This is a genomic window from Pseudomonas sp. PDM01 (assembly GCF_014852325.1).
GTDB classification, from domain to species: domain Bacteria; phylum Pseudomonadota; class Gammaproteobacteria; order Pseudomonadales; family Pseudomonadaceae; genus Aquipseudomonas; species Aquipseudomonas migulae.
Window position 1 is genome coordinate 219,488 of sequence record NZ_JACVBK010000009.1, and the last position, 20,047, is coordinate 239,534.

Annotated in this window: 15 protein-coding genes; 9 read left to right on the plus strand and 6 right to left on the minus strand. The window is 58.4% G+C overall.

Annotation, left to right across the window (positions count from 1 at the left end; translation table 11 throughout):
• The first annotated feature begins 341 nt into the window (after window positions 1-341).
• Window positions 342-2,243 (plus strand): hypothetical protein, encoded by a 1,902-nt coding sequence (locus IB246_RS22725; RefSeq protein WP_157222792.1) that lies wholly within the window; start codon window positions 342-344, stop codon window positions 2,241-2,243.
• Window positions 2,244-2,539: 296 nt separating this feature from the next.
• Here IB246_RS22725 and IB246_RS22730 read toward each other — a convergent pair whose 3' ends face one another.
• The 5 genes from IB246_RS22730 to IB246_RS22750 form a co-directional block, all read right to left on the minus strand.
• A complete protein-coding gene (locus IB246_RS22730) occupies window positions 2,540-3,985 on the minus strand; it encodes a curlin (RefSeq protein ID WP_008043632.1) in 1,446 nt (481 codons plus the stop codon).
• A 27-nt stretch (window positions 3,986-4,012) separates the two neighbouring features.
• On the minus strand, window positions 4,013-4,474 hold the full coding sequence (locus tag IB246_RS22735) for a curlin (RefSeq protein WP_008043631.1): 462 nt from the start codon (window positions 4,472-4,474) through the stop codon (window positions 4,013-4,015).
• A 59-nt stretch (window positions 4,475-4,533) separates the two neighbouring features.
• Entirely contained in the window at window positions 4,534-6,783 is a 2,250-nt protein-coding gene (locus tag IB246_RS22740) for an Ig-like domain-containing protein (RefSeq protein ID WP_008043630.1), read from the minus strand.
• 35 nt (window positions 6,784-6,818) lie between these two features.
• Window positions 6,819-8,165 carry a hypothetical protein gene (locus IB246_RS22745; RefSeq protein WP_008043629.1) on the minus strand — a complete coding sequence of 449 codons (1,347 nt, stop codon included), beginning with the start codon at window positions 8,163-8,165 and terminating at the stop codon, window positions 6,819-6,821.
• Between the two features lie 253 nt (window positions 8,166-8,418).
• On the minus strand, window positions 8,419-8,790 hold the full coding sequence (locus IB246_RS22750) for a DUF6124 family protein (RefSeq protein ID WP_008034164.1): 372 nt from the start codon (window positions 8,788-8,790) through the stop codon (window positions 8,419-8,421).
• 124 nt (window positions 8,791-8,914) lie between these two features.
• On the opposite strand from IB246_RS22750, the gene IB246_RS22755 reads away from it, so the two are divergent.
• The 6 genes from IB246_RS22755 (at window position 8,915) to IB246_RS22780 (ending at window position 17,818) form a co-directional block, all read left to right on the plus strand.
• Complete coding sequence (locus IB246_RS22755; protein ID WP_157222791.1) at window positions 8,915-9,094, plus strand: hypothetical protein; 180 nt, start codon at window positions 8,915-8,917, stop codon at window positions 9,092-9,094.
• Window positions 9,095-9,350: 256 nt separating this feature from the next.
• A complete protein-coding gene (locus IB246_RS22760) occupies window positions 9,351-10,796 on the plus strand; it encodes a sensor histidine kinase (RefSeq protein WP_008043628.1) in 1,446 nt (481 codons plus the stop codon).
• Between the two features lie 183 nt (window positions 10,797-10,979).
• A complete protein-coding gene (locus IB246_RS22765; protein ID WP_008043627.1) occupies window positions 10,980-13,787 on the plus strand; it encodes a multicopper oxidase domain-containing protein in 2,808 nt (935 codons plus the stop codon).
• A 17-nt stretch (window positions 13,788-13,804) separates the two neighbouring features.
• Window positions 13,805-14,821, plus strand: a complete 1,017-nt coding sequence (locus IB246_RS22770; RefSeq protein ID WP_008043625.1) for an SCO family protein — start codon at window positions 13,805-13,807, stop codon at window positions 14,819-14,821.
• Between the two features lie 104 nt (window positions 14,822-14,925).
• Window positions 14,926-16,422, plus strand: a complete 1,497-nt coding sequence (locus IB246_RS22775; RefSeq protein WP_008034155.1) for a sensor histidine kinase — start codon at window positions 14,926-14,928, stop codon at window positions 16,420-16,422.
• Window positions 16,391-17,818, plus strand: coding sequence for a sigma-54-dependent transcriptional regulator (locus IB246_RS22780; RefSeq protein ID WP_008043613.1), 1,428 nt, complete (start codon window positions 16,391-16,393; stop codon window positions 17,816-17,818). Before IB246_RS22775 ends, IB246_RS22780 begins: the two co-directional genes overlap by 32 nt.
• Here the strand turns inward: IB246_RS22780 and IB246_RS22785 are convergent.
• Entirely contained in the window at window positions 17,809-18,204 is a 396-nt protein-coding gene (locus tag IB246_RS22785) for a hypothetical protein (RefSeq protein WP_008034150.1), read from the minus strand. The genes IB246_RS22780 and IB246_RS22785 overlap by 10 nt on opposite strands.
• 169 nt (window positions 18,205-18,373) lie before the next feature.
• On the opposite strand from IB246_RS22785, the gene IB246_RS22790 reads away from it, so the two are divergent.
• Window positions 18,374-19,180: a class I SAM-dependent methyltransferase gene (locus IB246_RS22790; protein WP_008043610.1), complete on the plus strand. Its 807-nt coding sequence runs from the start codon at window positions 18,374-18,376 to the stop codon at window positions 19,178-19,180.
• A 197-nt stretch (window positions 19,181-19,377) separates the two neighbouring features.
• Window positions 19,378-20,046 (plus strand): ABC transporter ATP-binding protein, encoded by a 669-nt coding sequence (locus IB246_RS22795; RefSeq protein ID WP_008043609.1) that lies wholly within the window; start codon window positions 19,378-19,380, stop codon window positions 20,044-20,046.
• The last annotated feature ends 1 nt before the right edge of the window (window position 20,047 follow it).

The following is a 20,047-nucleotide window of genomic DNA, read 5'->3' on the forward strand; positions in this document are numbered from 1 at the left end:
CCCTTACGGCGAGTCCCTTTTGGCAAACGCCCCAAAAGGAACCAAAAGGTCTCGCCCCGGCGTCCGGCCCCTCGCTAAGGCTCGGCGTTCCCTCGCTCCGGTCCTGCTCCGTGGGCCCGCCGCGATCGGCCATCCATGGCCGTGCGCGGCTAACCCGGCATCCATGCCGGGTTGCCCACTGCGCAGAACCTCCACTCGGCCTCCCGAAGGGGCGGGCAGATCAAAATCAAAAGCGCAAGGCGAGCTAACGCTCGACCTCGTGGTTTGGTGGGTGTACGCCGATCCATTGTGGGAGCGAGCCTGCTCGCGATGGCGGTCGAAAAAAGCTAGCTTGATAGGTGGTGAAAAAAACTAAGATTAAGGCTGCGGCACTCAAAATTTTTGAAGGAGTTTGGATTTTTATGGGCTACGAAGGATGGTGTAGAAGGGTGGATCTTAGTTTTCGGACTAGATTTCCATATTTGTCAACTAGTATTTATAAGATTGGCTCGTTTGAATTTTTGATAAAAGTTGACCAAGATCTTGAAGATAAGCAAGGAATGGAGAAAATTTTTGATGATGAGATTCGATTTATAACTGCCCCAGTAAAACTAGTGTGGGCGGAGCCTGAAAAATTTGAATGCAAAGTGGAGGGTATTGAAGATGACAGTATTCCTTCTGGATTTGAAGGCTTGCCATTTACTGTTAATCAATTATATAACCATTTGGCATGTGCTTTTCCTGATTTGCACGTTAGTTTCTTTAATGAGGATTTTTCTCGTCGTGTTATCATTGTCACGCTCAAAGGTTTTCCTCCTTTGGGTGAGGTACGAAAATTAGAGGAAAAGCTAAAGCTTCTGAAGTCTCCGATGACGTTCGAAATTGTTGTTGGAGGTGAAGCTCCGCCAAAAGTTATGCCTATAGATGAAGTTTTTGTTATCGGTCCAGCATCTGCGGCGAAAAAATTAAATTGCGAGTTTCTCGAGAGAGATGAAAAACTTTGGTTTGATAATCTTGAAAATATTTATGCTGGGAAGTATAAAAAGGATGATCTCTATTTTGTAGAGGGTAAAAAATCGTCGTGTCTTGCTAATTTTTCAAAATTCAAAAACTGTAATATCAGAAGTTTGATTCTTTTGTATGATGTGGTGTATTGCGTGTTGCCATTGCAGGAAGATATGAGTTCTTTTTTGAAGGAACAGAATATTACCAGGGAGGAAGTTCTTCATCTTGTTTCTCAAGGGCGGATTAAAATCGTTAATCTACAGCCTGAAGTTCGACTTGATTACGGCTTTATTAATGAAGCATATCAAGAGAATAAAAACGCTGTAGTGAGTAGGAGGGCTCTAGCAGCGCTTTGCGCAATCGATCTTGTGGGTATAAATAGTTCATATATCTTAAGTGATCCCGCTTTGGATGGTTTCATATATCCATTTGTGAAAGAGATTGCGACATTGACTGGGCAGCGAATTGATAACGTGGCAGAGTACTTACTTTGGCCCAAGCGAGCGTTGCGCTCTAGTTTCGATACTTTGAACGAAGCTGGTCCGATGGGTATTGCAAGATATGGGGTCAATAACCCTATCTCTACTAGTCTGCCAGGAGAAAGAAAAGAAGAGTTGGAGTTTGAATTTGTCGTAAATAGTGACCAAGTTCATTTGGCCAACGCACTGGATGCAACCTATTTTCCATTTTACGTCGATGGAAACACGTATTCAGATTATCCATTTGCTTTGGCAATGGGGAATGCACTGAATTTTTATAAAAGTGGCAGTTATGAGAATGCAGTTGAATTTGATGAGTTGGAGGCTGCCAAGGCCAAAGGTAACCCTACTATTGATTTAATATCTATGTTCCAGGTGAATGAATTTATTTCTATCCAAGAATATGAGCGAGAGATTTCCAGTGCTGTTATCCGAAAGGGTATGGGGTCTCTATTTGCTGAGCTTTCTTTGCTTGATGGCGAAGAAAGAGCGATAAGGATAGAGCAGTATAATGTTGATCTGCAATCAGTGCTTGGTCGGAAAAATAAAGTTAAGCATGCGTTGGACTTAGGAGTTGATATTGCAGGCAATGTGATACCTTTTCTTTCGACTTTGTTGAAGTATGGTGATATTGGTCGAAGAAAAATTATAAAGGAAATGCCGGCTGTAAAGCATGTTGCTGAATATGTTCAGGCTAAAATTTCGCCAGCAGATAGTAAGAAAGTAAATATTTCAGTCCTTTCTCGAGTTAATAGGGTTGCTAAGCTTAGGGGTGTCTAATGATGCTTGTTAGTCGTGGGTGAGGTCTTATGGTGTAGTCCTTGGTTGATGCGCTGAGTGGTACCGCAAGTCAAAAAAAGCATCAGAGGGTCAAGCTGTTTAATTGCAAGAATAAGTAATGGCGTCTTCCCACATATTTTCAGGTTGTCCGTCGGAAGTGCAAGGCCTTGCCAGCATTGAGCTGCCTTCTTCAACGCTATCAATACCCGATTATCTGGCAAGCCCGCTACAGGTTTTGTCTAGCCACAAAAAAACCGCGCGCCCCTCAAGGGCCGCGGTTTTTTATACCCCCGCAATTACTGCTGCAACACCGTCGCCTGGTTATCCATACCCACCTGTTGAATGGTCGCCATCTGCGTCATGCCGCTCTGATCAACATTGGCAATGTTCCCGATACCGCTCTGGGTCACATACGCCACGTTCATGCTGTCGGTCTGTTTCAGAGTGATCTTGTTATCGTTGCCCCACTGGCTGGTAGAGGCCAGGTTGCTGGTGCCGGACTGGTCGAATTCGCTACGGTTGTTCATGCCGTTACTGCTGCCCTCGACCAGGTTGGTGGTGCCGCGCTGGTCGGCGATGAGGACGTTGTCGGTGCCGTTCTGATCGAAGTACAGCTCGTTGTAGTTCTCCGCCTGGCTGACGATGGTTTTGTTGCCCATGCCGGTCTGGCTGGTGGTCATGACGTGGCCGACGCCGTCCTGGGTGAAGTTGGCAATGTTTTCCTTGCCGTTCTGAGTGATGGTTGCGCTTTGGTTGCTGCCAAATTGACCACCTTTTTGCGGACCTTTCCAATTGCTGGCGTAGACCTTGTTGTCGCTACCCACCGAAGTCGCGGTGAGCGAATGGCCTTCGCCGGACTGATAGGTGAAATGCACGTTGCCCGTACCCGTCTGGTACAGCGCCAGGGTCGAGCCGGTGGACTCGAACTGGTCGGCGTAGATCGCGTTGAGGTTGCCGACCTGGAAGACCTGAGCGGTGTTGTTTTCGCCGAAGCTCTGGTCCACCACGGTTTCGTTGGTCTCACCCATCTGGTCGACGGTGGCCGTGCTGCCCGCTTGTCCGTCTTGCCAGATCTCGGTGCCGTTGCCGTCGCCGTTCTGGTTGATGGTCAGGTTGCCTCCGTCGCCGTTGCGTTGGTCGCCGTAGGCATAGTTGTTGGCGCCGGACTGGTTAATGTCGATCTGGCCGCCCATGTGGTTGATCTGTTCGGCGGTGGCGTAGTTGGTGGTGCCGTACTGGATGATCACCGCCATGTTGCCGATGCCGGGCTGGATCTGTTCGATGTTGGCTTCATTGCTGTCGCCGTACTGGAAGGTTTGACCGGAAGTGCCCTCCTGGCTGTCCTGATAGACGAACGAAAAGTTACCGCTGCCTTCCTGCTGTTGCAGCACTTCGCCGCCGCCCGCACCGATCGATTGACTGGCATGGCTGGTGTTGAAGCTGCCGGTCTGTTTCTGGGTGATGGTGCTGTTGTCTTCATACAATTGCTCGGCGTAACCGGCGTTGTATTCACCGACCTGGTTCTGGTCGATGGTGCTGGTGGCCGAGTCCTGCACCGCAGCCGCATCGTTGCCTTCACCGAGTTGCTGCTGGGTGGCGGTGCTGTAGGGGGCCTTGGTCTGTTTCACATTGGCGATGTTGGCGGTGCCGACCTGGTCCTGGGTGGAAATGCTGTCGTTGGCCAACGCATGGGCACTGGCAATGACCAGGATCGCGGCGGTGAGGGGCGTCAGTTTGAACATGATGAAACCTCCATGTGGTGCGGTGCTTTAGCGGTATTGTTTGACTGAAACGCTCATGCCGTTTCCCGATTGGGTCACGGCGCTGGAAAGCCCCGTGCCGGCCTGGTCGATGCTGGCGTCGTTGTTATTGCCGTTCTGGGCTATCTGCGCGCGGTTCTGGCTGCCGGTCTGGGTGATCGAGGCCGAGTTGCCGGAACCTTGCTGAGTGATCATTGCCATCAGGTCGCTGCCTTGTTGCAGGATGTAGGCTTCCTGATTGCCCCCCGACTGGACGATGGTGCCGAGCAGCGACTGGCCGTTCTGTTGCAGCAGCGCCACGTTGGCCTGGCCGTTCTGGTCGATCAGCGCGTGCTGGCCAATCGGCGGAGGCAACTCGCTGAGGTCGGTGCCGGGGCCCAGGTCATCGTTCTCCATCAGATCGTCGGCGCGCACGCCCGCGCTGCTGCAAAGCAGAAGCAGGCAGAGCAGGGCGGCGGTCGACGTTTTCATGAGACTGTCCTTTCGCAAGAGGCCAGCCCCATCGGCCACGTGACCGATGGGGCCAAGGCTCAGTTGGAGATCACCGTCACGGTGCGCACGGTGCCTTGGGACGAGGTGATGGTGGCCGTCGGGTTCGCCGATGGAATCACCGTGGTGGTGTTGTTCACCGTCAGCCGCCAGCGACCGGTCACCGCCACCGTGGCAGTGCCCAGGGTTGCCAACCCGGTTGGGGTGCTCACCCGGATGGTGACGACGTTGCCGGTGGTCACCGATGAGGTGCCCGCGAAGTCCCAGGTGAAGCGGTTGTTGGAGCGTGCCGACACCGTTGCCGTGGTCACCGTGAAGGTTTCTGCCGGTGGCCGTGGCGAGACTTGCACGGTGACCGTCGCCGGTGCCGTCGACTGGGCGCCGAAGCTGTCCCGGGCGAAGTAGGTGAAGGTCGTGGTGAACGCCGTGGTGAAGTTGGCCGGTGGGGTGTATGTGATCACCGTACCGTTGCTGCTGACGCTGCCGCGACCGTTCGGTGGTTGCGTGAAGCTGGCGACCGCCAGCGGCACGTTGCCTTCCGGATCGGTGTCGTTGGCCAGCACACTGATCGGTATCGCCACGCCCAGGGTTGCGACGCTGTCGGCGACGGCCACCGGTGGCCGGTTAGGCGCCACGGTGATGGTCACGGTCGCCGGAGTGACCGAGGCCAGGCCTTTGATGTCTTGAGCTCTGTAGGTGAAGGTCGTGGTCATCGGCGCAGTGACTACGGGGGGCGGTGTGTAGACCACGGCGGTCGTGCCGCTCATCGCCACGGTGCCTTGCCCGGCGGCCGGTGAGGTCAGCGCGACGATGCTCAATGGCGTGTTGCCGTCCGGGTCGCTGTCGTTGGCCAGCAGGTTGAGGGTGATCGGCACTCCGAAGCTGGTGCTGCCGGTGTCGGCAACGGCCAGCGGCGCCTCGTTTTCACCGCTGTTCGGTTGTGTGCCGATCACCACCACAGGTTCGGTGTCGTTGCCGCCGGCGGCGGATTTGATCGTGACACTGGCCGGTGGCTGCGACAGATCGGCAACGCTCAGGCGTTGCAAGGTGCCGGTTTTCGTCAGCCGTCCGAAGCCTTGGGCGACCATGTCCGGCACCACGACTTCGTCTGACGAGGTGGCTTCGATCAGGAGGCTGTGATTACTCCAGTTGTAGCGTGCAGTCTGGATTTTCACGATGTCGGTGACTTTGCTCGACACTGCCGTTGGCCGGTTGGTGCCACTCGGGTCGGTCGCGGTGACCACGACCACCGGAGGAACCGTGCTGCCTGTCAAACGATGGCCGAAGAACTGGCCGGTGTTGTTGCCAAGCATGGTGACCAGGCAGGGCGATTGCGGTGGTCCGGGAACCAGAGGCACGGTTTCACGGAAGCACAGGCTCGAACTGATGGCCGATTTGCCGAAGACTTCGACCCGGGTACTGCTCGTGCCCGGACCTGTCGGGAGGCGGCGGTAAGTGGCGCGGCCGATTTCCACAGGGGTTTGCGCACGGCTGTCGAGGACTTTGCCGGACACGGTAAAGAGGTTGGTCTGAATGGTCCCGGCCGGCCCCTGGACACGCAGGAAGTTATTGTTGAACGGGCTGCCGGTGACCGCTTCGCTGAGGTTCGGATCACCCACGAATGTCTCGATGGCGCCGGTGTCCGGATTCACTTCGGTGTACGGCCCATTGACGCTGCGCAGAAATGGCCCGACCTCCCCGTTGAGTGCCCCGGCGAAGTTGCCCGGTGCGCCGATGCCGATGTCGCGGGTGATGTTGATCGCCCGGCGGCCCGGTGTGGTGACGTTGACTGTTTCCACGCCGTACGGGTGGGTGATGGTGTAGGTGCCCGCGACAGGTATGTTTACCCGCATGCGAATCCGCGCGAAGCTGGCCTGATCGCCGTCGACAGGGTTTTCCGCAGCGAACGCCGCTTCAATCCCGGCCACGTAGGCATCCACGCCATAACCTCCAACATCGTTGATGCTGGTCTCGGCGAGGAACCAGAACGCTTCCGGTGGCCAGTTATCCGGGAACACCATCGGCAGGGTGTCGTCGAAAATGCCGGGCTCCGGATTCAGGATGCACATATAGGCGGGGGCGCCAGGAGCACCCGGTGCCCGCGTGCTGGTAGCCCGTGACTGGCACAGTTCCAGCGACAGCAAGTTGCTGTCCTGATACCACATGGGAAATTTCCCCGTGGCGAAAGTGTAGGGGCCGGTATCGACGGCATTGAGTTGCGCGAACGCACTGCCGGACAGCGAAAGAGTCAGCCCGAGCGCCTTGAGCGCGAAGCGTGGCCACTTGTTCATGATGCCTCCTGATGCGGATCTGGGCATGAGAGCGTTCATTGCACGATGACCACTTCTTCGGTATCGCTGCCGCCATTGGATGACGTCACCTGAACCTTGGCCGGTGGAATCGGCGAGATGCCGGTCGACAGGGATTTCTCTGCGCCGCTGCCACTGAGGGCGCCGATGGCGACACCCGTGCCGGAGGTGGCGGTGAGAATCGGTGGCGATGTTTCATCGCTGGTCGAGGCCACTACCGTGATTTGCCCGCTGCTCAGGCTGTACTCGGCCCGTGAAATCACCACCAGGTCGGTCAGCGGCATGGACAAGGAGGTTGGCGTGCTGGTAGGGATGGCCAGATGGTTGTCGGCCGTCACCAGCAAGCTGCTCGGCAACGTCGGGTTGGTGGCTGACTGGGCGTACCAGTGGCCGGTGGTGTTGGCCTCGATCAGGTTCAACACCGGGGTGTTGCTGTCCAGGGTCACGGTGGCCGGTGGTGGCGGGGCCATGACGAAAACATCCTGGTGGGCCACCGGGGCGCTGGCGCCTGCTGTGCGCGAATAGGTGCTGCGTTCGGCAATGATCGGAGTGGGGCGAACGAGCGTCGATAATTTGCCGGAAATGGCCATCACCGTCGTGCGCAAGTCCAGTCCGTTAGGCCCTTCAATGCGGATGTAGTTGGTATTGAAAGGGCTGCCTGTGAAAGCCTCTTCCAGGTTCGGATCGCCCACGAACGTGTCGGTTGAACCGGTAACCGGGTTGGGCTCGACGTAAGGGCCGTTGAGGCTGCGCAGGAAGGGGCCGATGTCCGCTTTGAGCGCACCGTCGTAGGTTTTCGGCGAGCCGATGCCGATGTCCCGGGTCATGTTGATCGCGCGGCGCCCGGGGGTATCGACGTTGAAGACATCGACGCCGTAAGGGTGGGTGATGACATAGGTGCCTGCCGTGGGCACGTCGACCCGAATACGGATACGGCCAAAACTGACCTGGTCGCCTTCCAGCGGGTCGCCACCACTGAACGCGGCTTCAACGGCGCTGACATAGGTCAGGTCGATGCCCCGTGCGGCATCGACGATGGATCCGTCGCCGGTGAACCAGAACGCTTCGTCGGGGAAGTTGGTCGGGAAAACGATGGGTTGAGTGTCATCGAAAATGCCGGGATTCGGATTCAAAAGGCACATGTAGGACGGTGCGCCGGGCGCACTTGGAACCCTGGAGCTGACGGCCTTGGACAGGCACAAGTCGAGGGTTCGACCGTGGGTGTCCTGATACCAGGAAGCGAAGTTACCGTTGGCGGGAACATAGGGGCCGGGGTCGACAGCAAACAGCGCAGCCTGGGCGACGCCTTGGGCCAGAGCGGACACGACCAGGGCGATCGTGGTTTTGGACAGTAAAGGGTGCATGAGTATTCCCTCTATCAGAGACCTGCCCCTTGGGGGGGTGGGTCAGTTGACGGGGGAGTCGGCAACTTCCGTACCAATCGTTGGAAACGGCCGGCAAAGGCCCGGCATTACAGCGTTTCGCTATTAAGCGTTGCCTGGATACCAGACGAACCAACGGGCGACTGTCCCCAGCATTGGGGGGCGATGGGGATGCCGGGGAGGGCGGGAAACCTGTAGGCGCAAGCTTGCTCCTACAGACAGCTGGACGCAGTCGCTACTCGGTGGGGGCTAATTGATCCAGCGCCCGATTCACCGCCAACTCGCCCAGCATGATGACTTGCGCAATCCCCAGCAGGGAGTTGCGGCATGTCCCGTCCAGTTGATCCGCCAGGTCCGTCGCCATGACATTGGCCGATGCCAGGGATTCACACGCATGGGCCAACAGGGTTTCGGTATCGAGTTCCGGGTTGACGATGAACAGGGTGGTGGGTGTTCGCGGAGTGGCTTTGATGTGAGCGTTCTGGGCGGCAGGGTTGAAGTAGAAATCGAGGGCGCGATTGACTGCCTCGCGATGTGCTTCTGAATCGGGATTGTCTTGCGGCGATGCCGGATCGGTGTCCGGTGGATTGGGCGTTACTTTGAACATAAATAAAACTCCTTATGCTAACAACAAGGAGCCATCACCCTCGCTACCAAACGAGGGGTGGTGGCCATACGCAGGTTGGTAGACCGGGCACAAGGAAACCGGCGCGCCCGAAGGCGCCCTGTGCATGACCACCATAAATGCGAGACCAGAAGCCTCAAATGGCGATGCAATGCACCTTATGCAGCTCGGGCTACCAAACCCGATCACTGATTTTCAGCGACCGGAAAACGATAAAGCCCAAGATCAAGGCGCACAAGCCGGCGGATTCTGGCGCAAGCGTAGGCAATGGCGCAAGGCGTTGTAGCCTGCGCGAAGTAACACGAAGTGTTTTTAAACACGCGTGATTAAACATGAGCAAGCACTGCTGAAAATCGCGGAAGCGCCAGACTGTGCTCGTGGCAGTTTGCAAAGGCAAAACCACTGAATGTGTGTTTGCCGAACGGTTACGACGTGTATCGAGTGATGGATCCAACAGGGGATCGTCACGTCAACACCCAATACCGGGCAAATGCCTGACCGTGGGCTATAACCAATGGGGGGAATCGCCGGGAAGTACGCCCATGAACATGCCCACACAATCGCTCCAGTCCGAAGAGGGCGATGTGCGCTTGAGCTCGCGAAAGCAACCGTTCAATCTGCTGCGCTGGTTTTCCCTCATCAGCATGGCGGTGATTGGTACGGTGGCGGTGGCGCTGGGGGCTGTGTCCACGCGATTTGTGATTACCGAGAGCGTGCAGCGCGATGCATTGCTGACCTCGCAGTTCATTCAGACGATTGCCTTGACCGAGGTGCGCCACGTATCCATTCCCAATGTGCGCAGCATGGGCGAGCTGCTGGACCCGCGCAAGGACAAGGATTTCCCCGACGTAGACCCGATGGCCCGCGCCAACGCCCGGGGCGAATTTCTCGACCACATCGAGCACTTGCCTGACGTGATCCTTGCCAACATCTACGCCCCCGACCGCATGGTGATCTGGTCGACCAACCCGGCATTGATGGGCACCACGATCCATGCCGACGAAGACCTTGAGCGCGCATTCGCCTCCAGGACGCCGGTGTCGACCAGTTATCACGACGTCGACAAGACACGCATGGAGCAAAAGTTCGTCTCGCCGCCGGAATTCATCTTCATCGAAAACTACATTCCGCTGTTCGATGCCGACGGCGAGCACGTCACGGCGATGGTCGAGATCTACAAGGAACCCGAGGACCTGATCAGCCGCATGGAGCGCGGTCTGGTGTTGATCTGGCTGGCTACCGCACTGGGCGGCGGGCTGATTTATCTGGGGCTGTACTGGATCGTGCGGCGTGCGGCGATCCTGTTGGCGGCGCAGCAAAAACAATTGATCACCAACGAAACCTTTGTCGCCCTGGGTGAGATGTCATCGGCGGTGGCCCACAGTTTGCGTAACCCGTTGGCGACCATTCGCTCCAGTGCCGAACTGGCGCTGGAGTTCGACAATGGCCCGGCGCACCAAAACATCAACGACATCATCGGGCAGGTCGATCGCATGTCGACGTGGGTCAGGGAATTGCTGCAATCCTTGCGCCCGCTCACCGATGAACCGGAACCGGTGAACCTGGTGGCGGCGGTGCACGACAGCCTCATGGCCTTCGAGCAGCAGATCGCCAAGGCCTGCGTTCATGTGGTGTTCGAGCCGAAGGACACGCCCATGGTCCTGAGCCAGCAGATGCAGTTGACGCAGATACTCAACCGTCTGCTGGCCAACGCGCTGGAGGCCATGGACCAGGGCGGCACGCTCACCGTCATTCTGGAGCCGGATGCCCGAGACGTCAGCGTGGTGGTGAGCGATACCGGCAGAGGCATGAACGAGGAACAGCGCAGCATGGCTTTCCGGCCGTTTTTCACCACCAAGCAAGGCGGGCTCGGCGTCGGGCTCGTACTGGTCAAGCGGATTATGGAGCGTTGCGGCGGTACGGTGAGCCTGGACAGTCGCGAGGGCGAGGGCACAAGTGTTCGCCTGTCGTTCCAACGCAGTCCCTGAAATGGGGACGAACTTTCCCCGGTTGCGGGTGTCATTCCCCAGTCGTTTTTCGGGGAATGGCAAATTGATGTTGATAAGCCATTGTTTCCACGAGTATTAGTGCGTTTGTATAGGCTGTAGCAAGTCTGGCGAGCTCCTTGCAAAACCCCCATTACCCCCTTCACGACTTCGAGGCGGCTGGTGATGGACAGAAAAGCGCAGCACCCCTGCAAATGGTTTGGTCTCCTGACGCCCCTTAGCGTTTTCGTGGCCATGACGCTCGGCACAACGAGCCTGCGCGCCAGCCCGATCGACGACGAGGGGCAGCCGCCACCTTCCGACCCTTCGGCGTATTACGACGAGCCGGCTGACAAGGCAGGTGCCTTGAACGCCATTTTGACCATGCCCCCCGCCAACCTGGATGCCTTCGACTTGCCGGCTGGCGTCAAAGGCACCCGAGAGACCCCGCTCAAGGAAAACGTCCTTCCGCCGGCGATACAGACCAGCTTCAATTACCCCACCAACGGCAAACCCAGCCCGTTGTACGGTGCTCTGCCGTTCACTCAGCAACTGGTGCTGTTCGAAGAGTTCGGTCCGGAAAAACTCGACCCCACCACCCCGGCGGCGCAGTTGCCGTTTCCACCGGCCGCCATCGGCCCGCTGCCGCAACAGGATCCCACCAGTGTCGCTCGCAGCGCTCCGCCGAGTGCGGCGCTCGACGCTTTCATGCGCCAACCCGGGCTGACACCGTTTCCCAGCCATTATTCCAACGTGGTCGACCGCAACCCTTGGCAGAAGCAGATCGAATTTTTCCTCAACCGGCGTATCGGTTCGTCGGCTGAAGGCCGTCCACCAGGAAAAGGCTGGTCGCACCAGCGCTGGAACGAGTTTTACCCGCAGATCGCCTACAAGACTGTGCAATCCGGCGCACGGGTGAATACCGGGTTGCGTGACAGTCGTCAGATGCACCGCTATGCCATGGGCGAGTTTGGCCCCGGTGGCCTCTATTACAATGTGGCTGGCCTGCCGACGACCGTAGGCACCGCCAAAGGCGTCGATGCGCGTTTTCACCCGAAAATGCCGGTGCAGAACCATAAATCGGTCTGGACCTTCGACGGCACCTTGCCGCCAAAATTGCTCATGGTGCGTTACGGACAACCCGTGCTGATGCGCCATTACAACGCCTTGCCGATCGACCCGTCGGCGAACATGGGTTTTGGTCTGCACACCCTCAGCACCCACGAACACAACGGTCACCAACCGGCCGAAAGCGACGGTTATGCCAACGCATTTTTCTTCCCCGGGCAATTCTACGACTATCGCTGGCCGATCCAGTTGGCTGGCTACGACAGCATCAACACCACGGCTACAGACCCGCGTGCAGCTTTTCCGTGCTCGCCGGGCGAAACCCTGTGGACCAACGACCTCATCCCCAGCCGCAAGACCTGCGACAACGGCACGATCAAGATCCGTGGCGACTGGCGCGAAACCATGAGCACCCACTGGTTTCACGACCACATGCTCGATTTCACCGCGCAGAACGTCTACAAGGGCAACGCGGCGATGATGAACTACTACAGCGCCCTGGACCGTGGCAATGAAGCGGTGAATGACGGCGTCAACCTGCGTTTACCCAGTGGCAACGCCTTGCCTTGGGGCAACCGCGACTACGACGTCAACCTGCTGTTTGCCGATAAAGCGTGGGACAAGAACGGTCAACTGTGGTTTAACCCGTTCAATACCGACGGCTTCCTCGGTGATCAGGTGCTGGTCAACTGGCAGTGGAAACCGGTCCTGGATGTGCGCGCCCGCAGCTATCGGTTCCGCATGCTCAATGGCTCGGTATCGCGCTACTTCAAACTCGCGCTGGTGCGCGAGATCAAGGGCACCGGCGGCGAGTTCCCAGGGCCTGTCGGGTCAGGCTTGTCGTACGCCCGCGTGCCGTTCCACATGATTGCCAACGACGGCAACATCATGGAACACGCCGTGCCGTTCGACGGCACCATGGACCTGGATGCCGACGGCGATACTCAAAATCACAACGCGATCCTGCCAACCATGGGCATCGCCGAACGTTTCGACATCGTCGTCAATTTCTCGAAAAACGGGGTCAAGGCGGGCGACAAGCTGTTCTTCGTCAACCTGCTGGTGCACGAAGACGGCAAGGGCCCGGAAGAACCCGTCGCCCTGGCTGACGTGCTGTCCGAGAAGTACAAGGCCGTCATCAGGCAATCCAGCAAGGGGCCGAAGTGGGAGGATGGTGATCCGGCGATAGGCAAAGTGTTGCAATTCAACGTCAAGGCCTACACCGGTCAGGACCTGGCCATGGACCCGGCGGCCTATGAACCGGCCAAACCGGGCAAGGCTGAAGGCCTGGTGATGATCCCGCTGAAAATTCACCGCGATAATGTGGCCGACAAGGCGCTGCTGGCCAAGGCCCGTCATCGCACCTTCACCTTCGGTCGTTCCGACGGCACCGATTCGGCGCCGTGGACAATCAAGACCGACGGCGGTTTCGGTTTCAGAATGGACCCTCGTCGGCTGAACGTCTCGACCAAACTGGCCTCCGGCCCGACCGATGCCGGCGCCACGGGCTTCGGTACGCTGGAAGTGTGGAACATCAAGCTCGGCGGCGAGGGCTGGAGCCACCCGGTTCACGTGCACTTCGAGGAGGGGATCATCCTCAGTCGCGGCGGCAAGCTACCACCGGAATGGGAAAAATGGGCACGTAAGGACGTGTACCGCATCGGTCCGGAAAAGGACGGCCTGGACAGCGTCGAGATTGCGATCCACTTCCGCGAATTCGCCGGGACGTACATGGAGCACTGCCACAACACTCAACATGAAGACAACTCCATGCTGTTGCGTTGGGACGTTGAGAAACCGGGGCAATTGCAATTGATGCCGGTTCCGCTGCCGAGCTGGGATGGCGTGCGCTACGTGAACTCTGCTGCACTGCCAACCTTCCGCACCGGCGATGGCTACGGCCCACAAGTGGTGATCAAGCCATGATCCGCAGGGGAGCCGACATGACACTGCACACGCCGCGCTCCCGCGCACTGGGCATGCACCTGATTCTGGTACTGGTGACGTTTTTGCTGGCCAGCCAGGTGCTGCTCGCTCATGAAGGTGCACTGTCGCCGTCGCCGACGGAATCGGCGACACCCTGGGGGCGCGATTACTTTCCCAACACCTTGCTGACCGACCAGGACGGTCGGCAGGTGCGTTTTTTCGATGACATGATCAAAGGCAAAGTGGTGGTGATCAACTTCATCTTCACCACGTGCAGCGATTCCTGCCCGCTGGAAACCGCGCGCCTGCGCCAGGTGCAGCAGTTGTTGGGGCCCCGGGTCGGCCAGGATATTTTTTTCTACTCGATCAGCATCGATCCTTTGAGCGATACACCCGAGGTGCTCAAGGCCTACGCGCAGCGCTTCAAAGTCGGACCGGGCTGGCAGTTCCTCACCGGGGAGTTCGAGGCCGTCACCGACCTGCGCAAAAAGCTCGGGCTGTTCATCGAGGGCGTCGACAACGGTCGCAGCAAGGACCACAACCTGAGCCTGATCGTCGGCAACCAGGGCACCGGTCGCTGGATGAAAGCCTCACCGTTCGAGAACCCATGGATCCTCGCCGATCAGTTGGCCAATACCTTGCAGAACTGGAAGCAACCCAGTGTTGAAGAAAATTATGCCGATGCGCCCGAGATCCGCCCGCCGAGCAACGGCGAAGAGTTGTTTCGCACCCGTTGCGCCTCGTGCCACAGCCTCGGGCCGCAAGACGGGCAGGGCATCGGCATGCGCGCCATCGGCCCGGACCTGATCGGCGTAACCCGCGTGCGCGATCCCGCCTGGCTCAATCGCTGGATCCGCGAACCGGATCGCATGCTGGCCGAAAAAGACCCGATTGCGCTGGAACTGTTTCAACGCTTCGACAAAATCCCGATGCCAAACCTGCGCCTTGATGAGAAAGCGGCGCAGTCCATCATTGATTTTTTGCAGGAGGAAACCGATCGTCAGCAATCGTTGCAAGCGGCGCAGGTGCCATAGCGGCGAATTACTATCATTGAACCGCCGACTCGATCAATGACACCTACACTGATGCGAAACGCCACTGAATAGGCTTCATGCCAGTACCGAATTCAGGACCCACCATGCAGATACTCGAACAACAAAAAGTACCTGCTCCGTCGAACCTTCCGGCGGGGGAATGCACGAGCTGGCGTGGCGAATTCAATCTGCTGCGCTGGTTTTCCTTTGCCAGTTTTTTGATCATTGCCGCCGTGGCGGCGGGGCTGGGGTACATCTCCACCCGTTTCGTGGTGGAGGAGAGCATCGAACGCGATTCCATGCTGACCGCGCAATTTATCCAGGCCATCGGTGCTGCCGAAATCCGCCACGCATCGATTTCCCCGGAAAGAACCATGGGCGAAATGCTCGATTCTCGCCTGGATAACGCCCATCCCGACGTGAACCCGGGCGCACGTGCTGCGGCGCGCATCGAGTTTCTCGATCATGTGGCAAACCTGCCGGACCTGCTGTTGGCCACGGTGTATGCCCAGGATCGCACCGTGGTCTGGTCGACCAACCCGGAGCTGATCGGCGTACGCATCGAAGACGACGATGAACTGGACGAGTCTTTCGAAATGAAGGAACCCGTTTCCACCAGCTACCACGAAGTCGATGAAGAACGTCCCGAACAAAAACTGTTGCACGAGCCCCAGTACCTGTTCGTTGAAAACTACATCCCGATGTTCAACGCCGACAAAAGCAAAGTCATCGCCATGGTCGAGGTCTACAAGGAGCCTACTGATCTGGTTGAACGTATCCAGCGCGGTTTCAAGGCCATCTGGCTGGCCACCGTGCTCGGTGGTGCCGCCATCTACTTGGGGCTGTTCTGGATTGTGCGGCGTGCGGCGAAGCTGATCGAGAGCCAGCAGAAACAGCTGATTGCCAACGAAACCTTCGTCGCGCTGGGGGAAATGTCTTCGGCCGTAGCCCACAGTTTGCGCAACCCGCTGGCGAACATTCGCTCCAGCGCTGAACTGGCCCAGGAAATCGCCAGTCAGAGCGCGCAGAAGAACATTGGCGACATCATCAACCAGGTCGATCGCATGTCGCGCTGGGTTCGCGAGTTGCTGGTGTCGTTGCGGCCGGTGAATGACGACTACGAAACGGTAGACCTGGTGTTGGCCATCGACGACACCCTGAGTGCCTTTGACGCGCTGATCAAGCGCTCCGGTGTCGAAGTCCGATTCACACCGCAGGTTTGCCCACCGGTCGTCAGCCAACAGGTGCTGCTCACGCAAATTCTCAATAGCCTGTTCGCCAATGCCCTGGAAGCCATGCCCAAGGGCGGCGTGCTGAGCATCGATATCGAGTCGCCGCAGTCCGGACTCTTGCGCATGACCCTGAGCGATACCGGCAAGGGCATGACCAAACAGCAGCAACAAATGGTTTTCAAACCGTTTTTCACCACCAAGCAAGGCGGGTTGGGTGTGGGCCTGGCCCTGGTCAAAAGAATAATGGAGCGTTTTGAAGGTTCGGTCGAACTGACCAGCCAGGAGCAGGAAGGAACCCGCGTTTGTCTGAACTTCAAAGTGGCAACGGGAGGGGAATATGGGGTACAGCATTCTGCTGGTCGAGGATGACGAAATCCTCGCCGGGAATCTTCAGACCTACCTGGAACGCAAAGACTTCGAGGTGACGGTCTGCCACTCGGCTGAAGATGCGCTGAAGCAAATGAACACGTTTGCCCCGGACGTCGTACTGACCGACAACTCGTTGCCGGGCATGAGCGGTCACGATCTGATCCAGAAGCTGCGTATCAGCGCGCCGGACCTGAAAGTGATCATGATGACCGGCTACGGCAATGTCGAAGACGCCGTGGTGGCGATGAAAGAAGGCGCGTTCCATTACGTCACCAAACCGGTGGCGCTGCCGGAACTCAAGCTGTTGCTGGACAAGGCCCTGGCCACCGAGCGGATGGAGCGCACGCTGTCGTTCTATCAGGAACGCGAAGCGCAGAAGTCGGGGGTGCAGGCGTTGATCGGCGAATCGGGGCCCATGGTCTTCCTGAAAAACACCATCGGCCAGTTGCTCGACGCCGAGCGCCGGATGGCCAACGCCGATTTGCCGCCGGTGCTGGTGGAAGGCGAGACGGGCACCGGCAAGGAACTGGTGGCCCGCGCGCTGCATTTCGACGGCCCGCGCAGCAAGGGTCCGTTCATTGAATTCAACTGCGCGTCGATTCCCTCCAATCTGGTGGAGTCGGAGCTGTTCGGCCACGAGAAGGGGGCATTCACCGACGCCAAGGACCGTCGCGTTGGCCTTGTGGAAGCGGCGGATGGCGGCACCTTGTTTCTCGATGAAGTCGGGGAAATGGACCTGCTGCTGCAAGCCAAACTGCTGAAGCTGCTGGAAGACCGGACCATTCGCCGGGTCGGTTCGGTGAAGGAGCGCAAGGTTGATTTGCGGGTGATCAGCGCAACCAATTGCAACCTCGAACAAATGGTCCAGCAGGGCAAGTTCCGCCGCGACCTGTTCTTCCGTTTGCGCATCATTTCGATCAAGGTGCCGCGCCTTTATACCCGTGGCGAAGACGTCCTGTTGCTGGCCCGGCACTTCCTCGCCATCCACGGCAAACGCTATGGCAAACCGAACCTGCATTTCAGCGAACAGGCCGAAGAATTGCTCATGAGCTACAGCTGGCCGGGCAACGTGCGCGAGTTGCGCAACATGCTCGAACAAACCGTGCTGCTGGCCCAGTACGACACCATCGCCGCGCACCAGTTGAACGTCTGCCTGAGCCTGGTGGACGAGCCGGTGGCGATGCCCGAGGCGCCCCATAACGAAGTGCGCCCGGCGTACAACGGCAGCGAGTCGATGAACCTGCCGGAGGTCGAGCGCGACATGGTGCGCAAGATGCTCGACAAGACCGACTGGAACGTCACCAAGTCCGCGCGCCTGCTGGGTTTGAGCCGCGACATGCTGCGTTACCGGATCGAAAAACTCGGCCTCGCCCGCCCGGACAAGCGTCAGTGGTAGACGGGCGTCGCCTGGCCCTGCCGACTGAGGCAGGCCAGCAGGCAGGTCGGGTCGACGACTTCTTCGTTCACGTAGACGCCGAGTTCCGGGTCATAGGAGCGGATGAACACCCGGACGGTGGCATCCGCGACGGTCGGCAACCGTGAATCGGAGAACACGTGCTCGCTGGAGATCGGGATGAAATCCTGCGGCGCCGTGGGAATGTACGAGCGCGGTGGCACCGTGCTCAGCGTCGGCGGAACGGGGTGGGCGAACGGCTGGTTTTCGCCGTAATAGTTGAACTCGCTGCTGTACCCGGACGGCGGCGTCAGGTTGTCATCCGCGTGAACCCCCGTGGTGGCGGTCAGGCAGAAGATGAGCAACAGCATCAAATCGGTGTGTTTCATGGCAGCACCTGCGAAATCGGTTGTCCCGCAATTCCCCAAGGCCATTAACTATAGCTGCCGTACGGGGGCGTTGCCGGCTTACAACATTCCAACAAACACCACATGGGTTTTTCAAAAACGCTGATCTAGACTCGGGCCGGTCTGATAAACCCGAGTTCTGGAGCGTGCAATGGAAATGCTGACCAAAGAAAAAGCCATCGCCAGCAACCGCGATGCGTGGAATGACTCCGCCCGACACCACAAAGACAATCCCGAATGGCCGTCCCTGTTGAAGGCCGTGACACTGGGCGATTTCTGCTGCATCGACGACACGTTGCGCGGTGTGCTGGAGCAGGTCGGGGTCGACGGCAAGGACGTGGTGCAACTGGGCTGCAACAACGGCCGCGAAAGTCTTTCACTGTTTGCGCTCGGTGCCCGCAGCGTCGTCGGCGTTGACCAGTCCGCGGCGTTTCTCGATCAGGCGCGGGAACTGGCTTCCCGCTCGCCGCACGCGCCTGAATTCGTCGAGGCCGACATTCATCACCTGCCGAGTGAACTGCACCACCGGTTCGATGTGGCCCTGATCACCATCGGCGTATTGGGCTGGATGCCGGACATTGGCGAATTCTTCCGCCACGTCGCCCGCACCCTCAAGCCCGGCGGGGCGTTGGTGGTGTACGAAACCCACCCGTTCCTGGAAATGTTCGACCCCGAATCAGACGATCCCTTTCGCCCGGTCACTTCGTACTTCCGCCGCGAACCTTTCGTGCAGGACCAGCCGATCGTCTACGAAGGTAAAGTCGAACAGCAGGCCGCGACGTCCTACTGGTTCGTCCACACCCTCAGCGAGATGTTTACCGGCGCCATCGAAGCGGGGTTGCAGATCAGCCACTTCAAGGAATATCCGCATTCCAACCGGGAGGAGATTTATGATCAGTATCAGCAGCGAGAGGCGCAGTTGCCGTTGTGTTTTACGTGGGTGGGGGTGAAGTGCTGAGTTTTTGAGCCGAAAATGAGTTGCCCCTATCGCGAGCAGGCTCGCTCCCACCTTGATCTTTGGCGCAACGAAGATCCAATGTGGGAGCGAGCCTGCTCGCGATGGGGCCCTAACGTGCAACGCAAACCTGAAATTTGTCCCAACTCCACTTCCGCGGCCGCTATCCTTTGCCCCACGCCCCTCAAACAGGTTCACCCATGCTTTCGGTCCAAGGCGTTTTCAAAAGCTACGCCACTCCGCAAGGTCCTCTGTCGGTGCTGCAAGGTGTCGACCTGACGCTGAAATCCGGCAGCAGCCTGGCGCTGATGGGCGAGTCGGGCAGCGGCAAAAGCACCTTGCTGCACTTGATCGCCGGGCTGGACAAGGTCGATAGCGGCAGCATCCGCAGTGGTGAACATCAGCTAGAACGGATGAATGAAGGGCAACTGGCGAACTGGCGACGCACCGAAATCGGCCTGGTGTTCCAGCAGTTCAACCTGATCGGCAGTTTGCGCGTGGAGGACAATCTGGCGTTCCAGGCGCGGCTGGCGGGGCGGCATGATGCGCGCTGGCAGGCGCATCTGGTCAAGCGTCTGGGCCTGGGCGATGTGCTGCGGCGTTATCCCGAGCAGTTGTCCGGCGGCCAGCAACAGCGAGTCGCGCTGGGCCGGGCGCTGGCGTCGCAACCTAAACTGCTGCTGGCCGACGAGCCCACCGGCAGCCTCGATGAAGCCACCAGCGATGAAGTGCTGAAGTTGTTGCTGGAACTGCTCGACGACAGTCCGACGACGTTGTTGATGGTCACTCACAGCCCGAGAGTGGCCGCGCGGCTGGCTGAAAAAGTGGTGCTGCACCGTGGCCGTCTGGCTGGCGCGGACGAGCACTGAG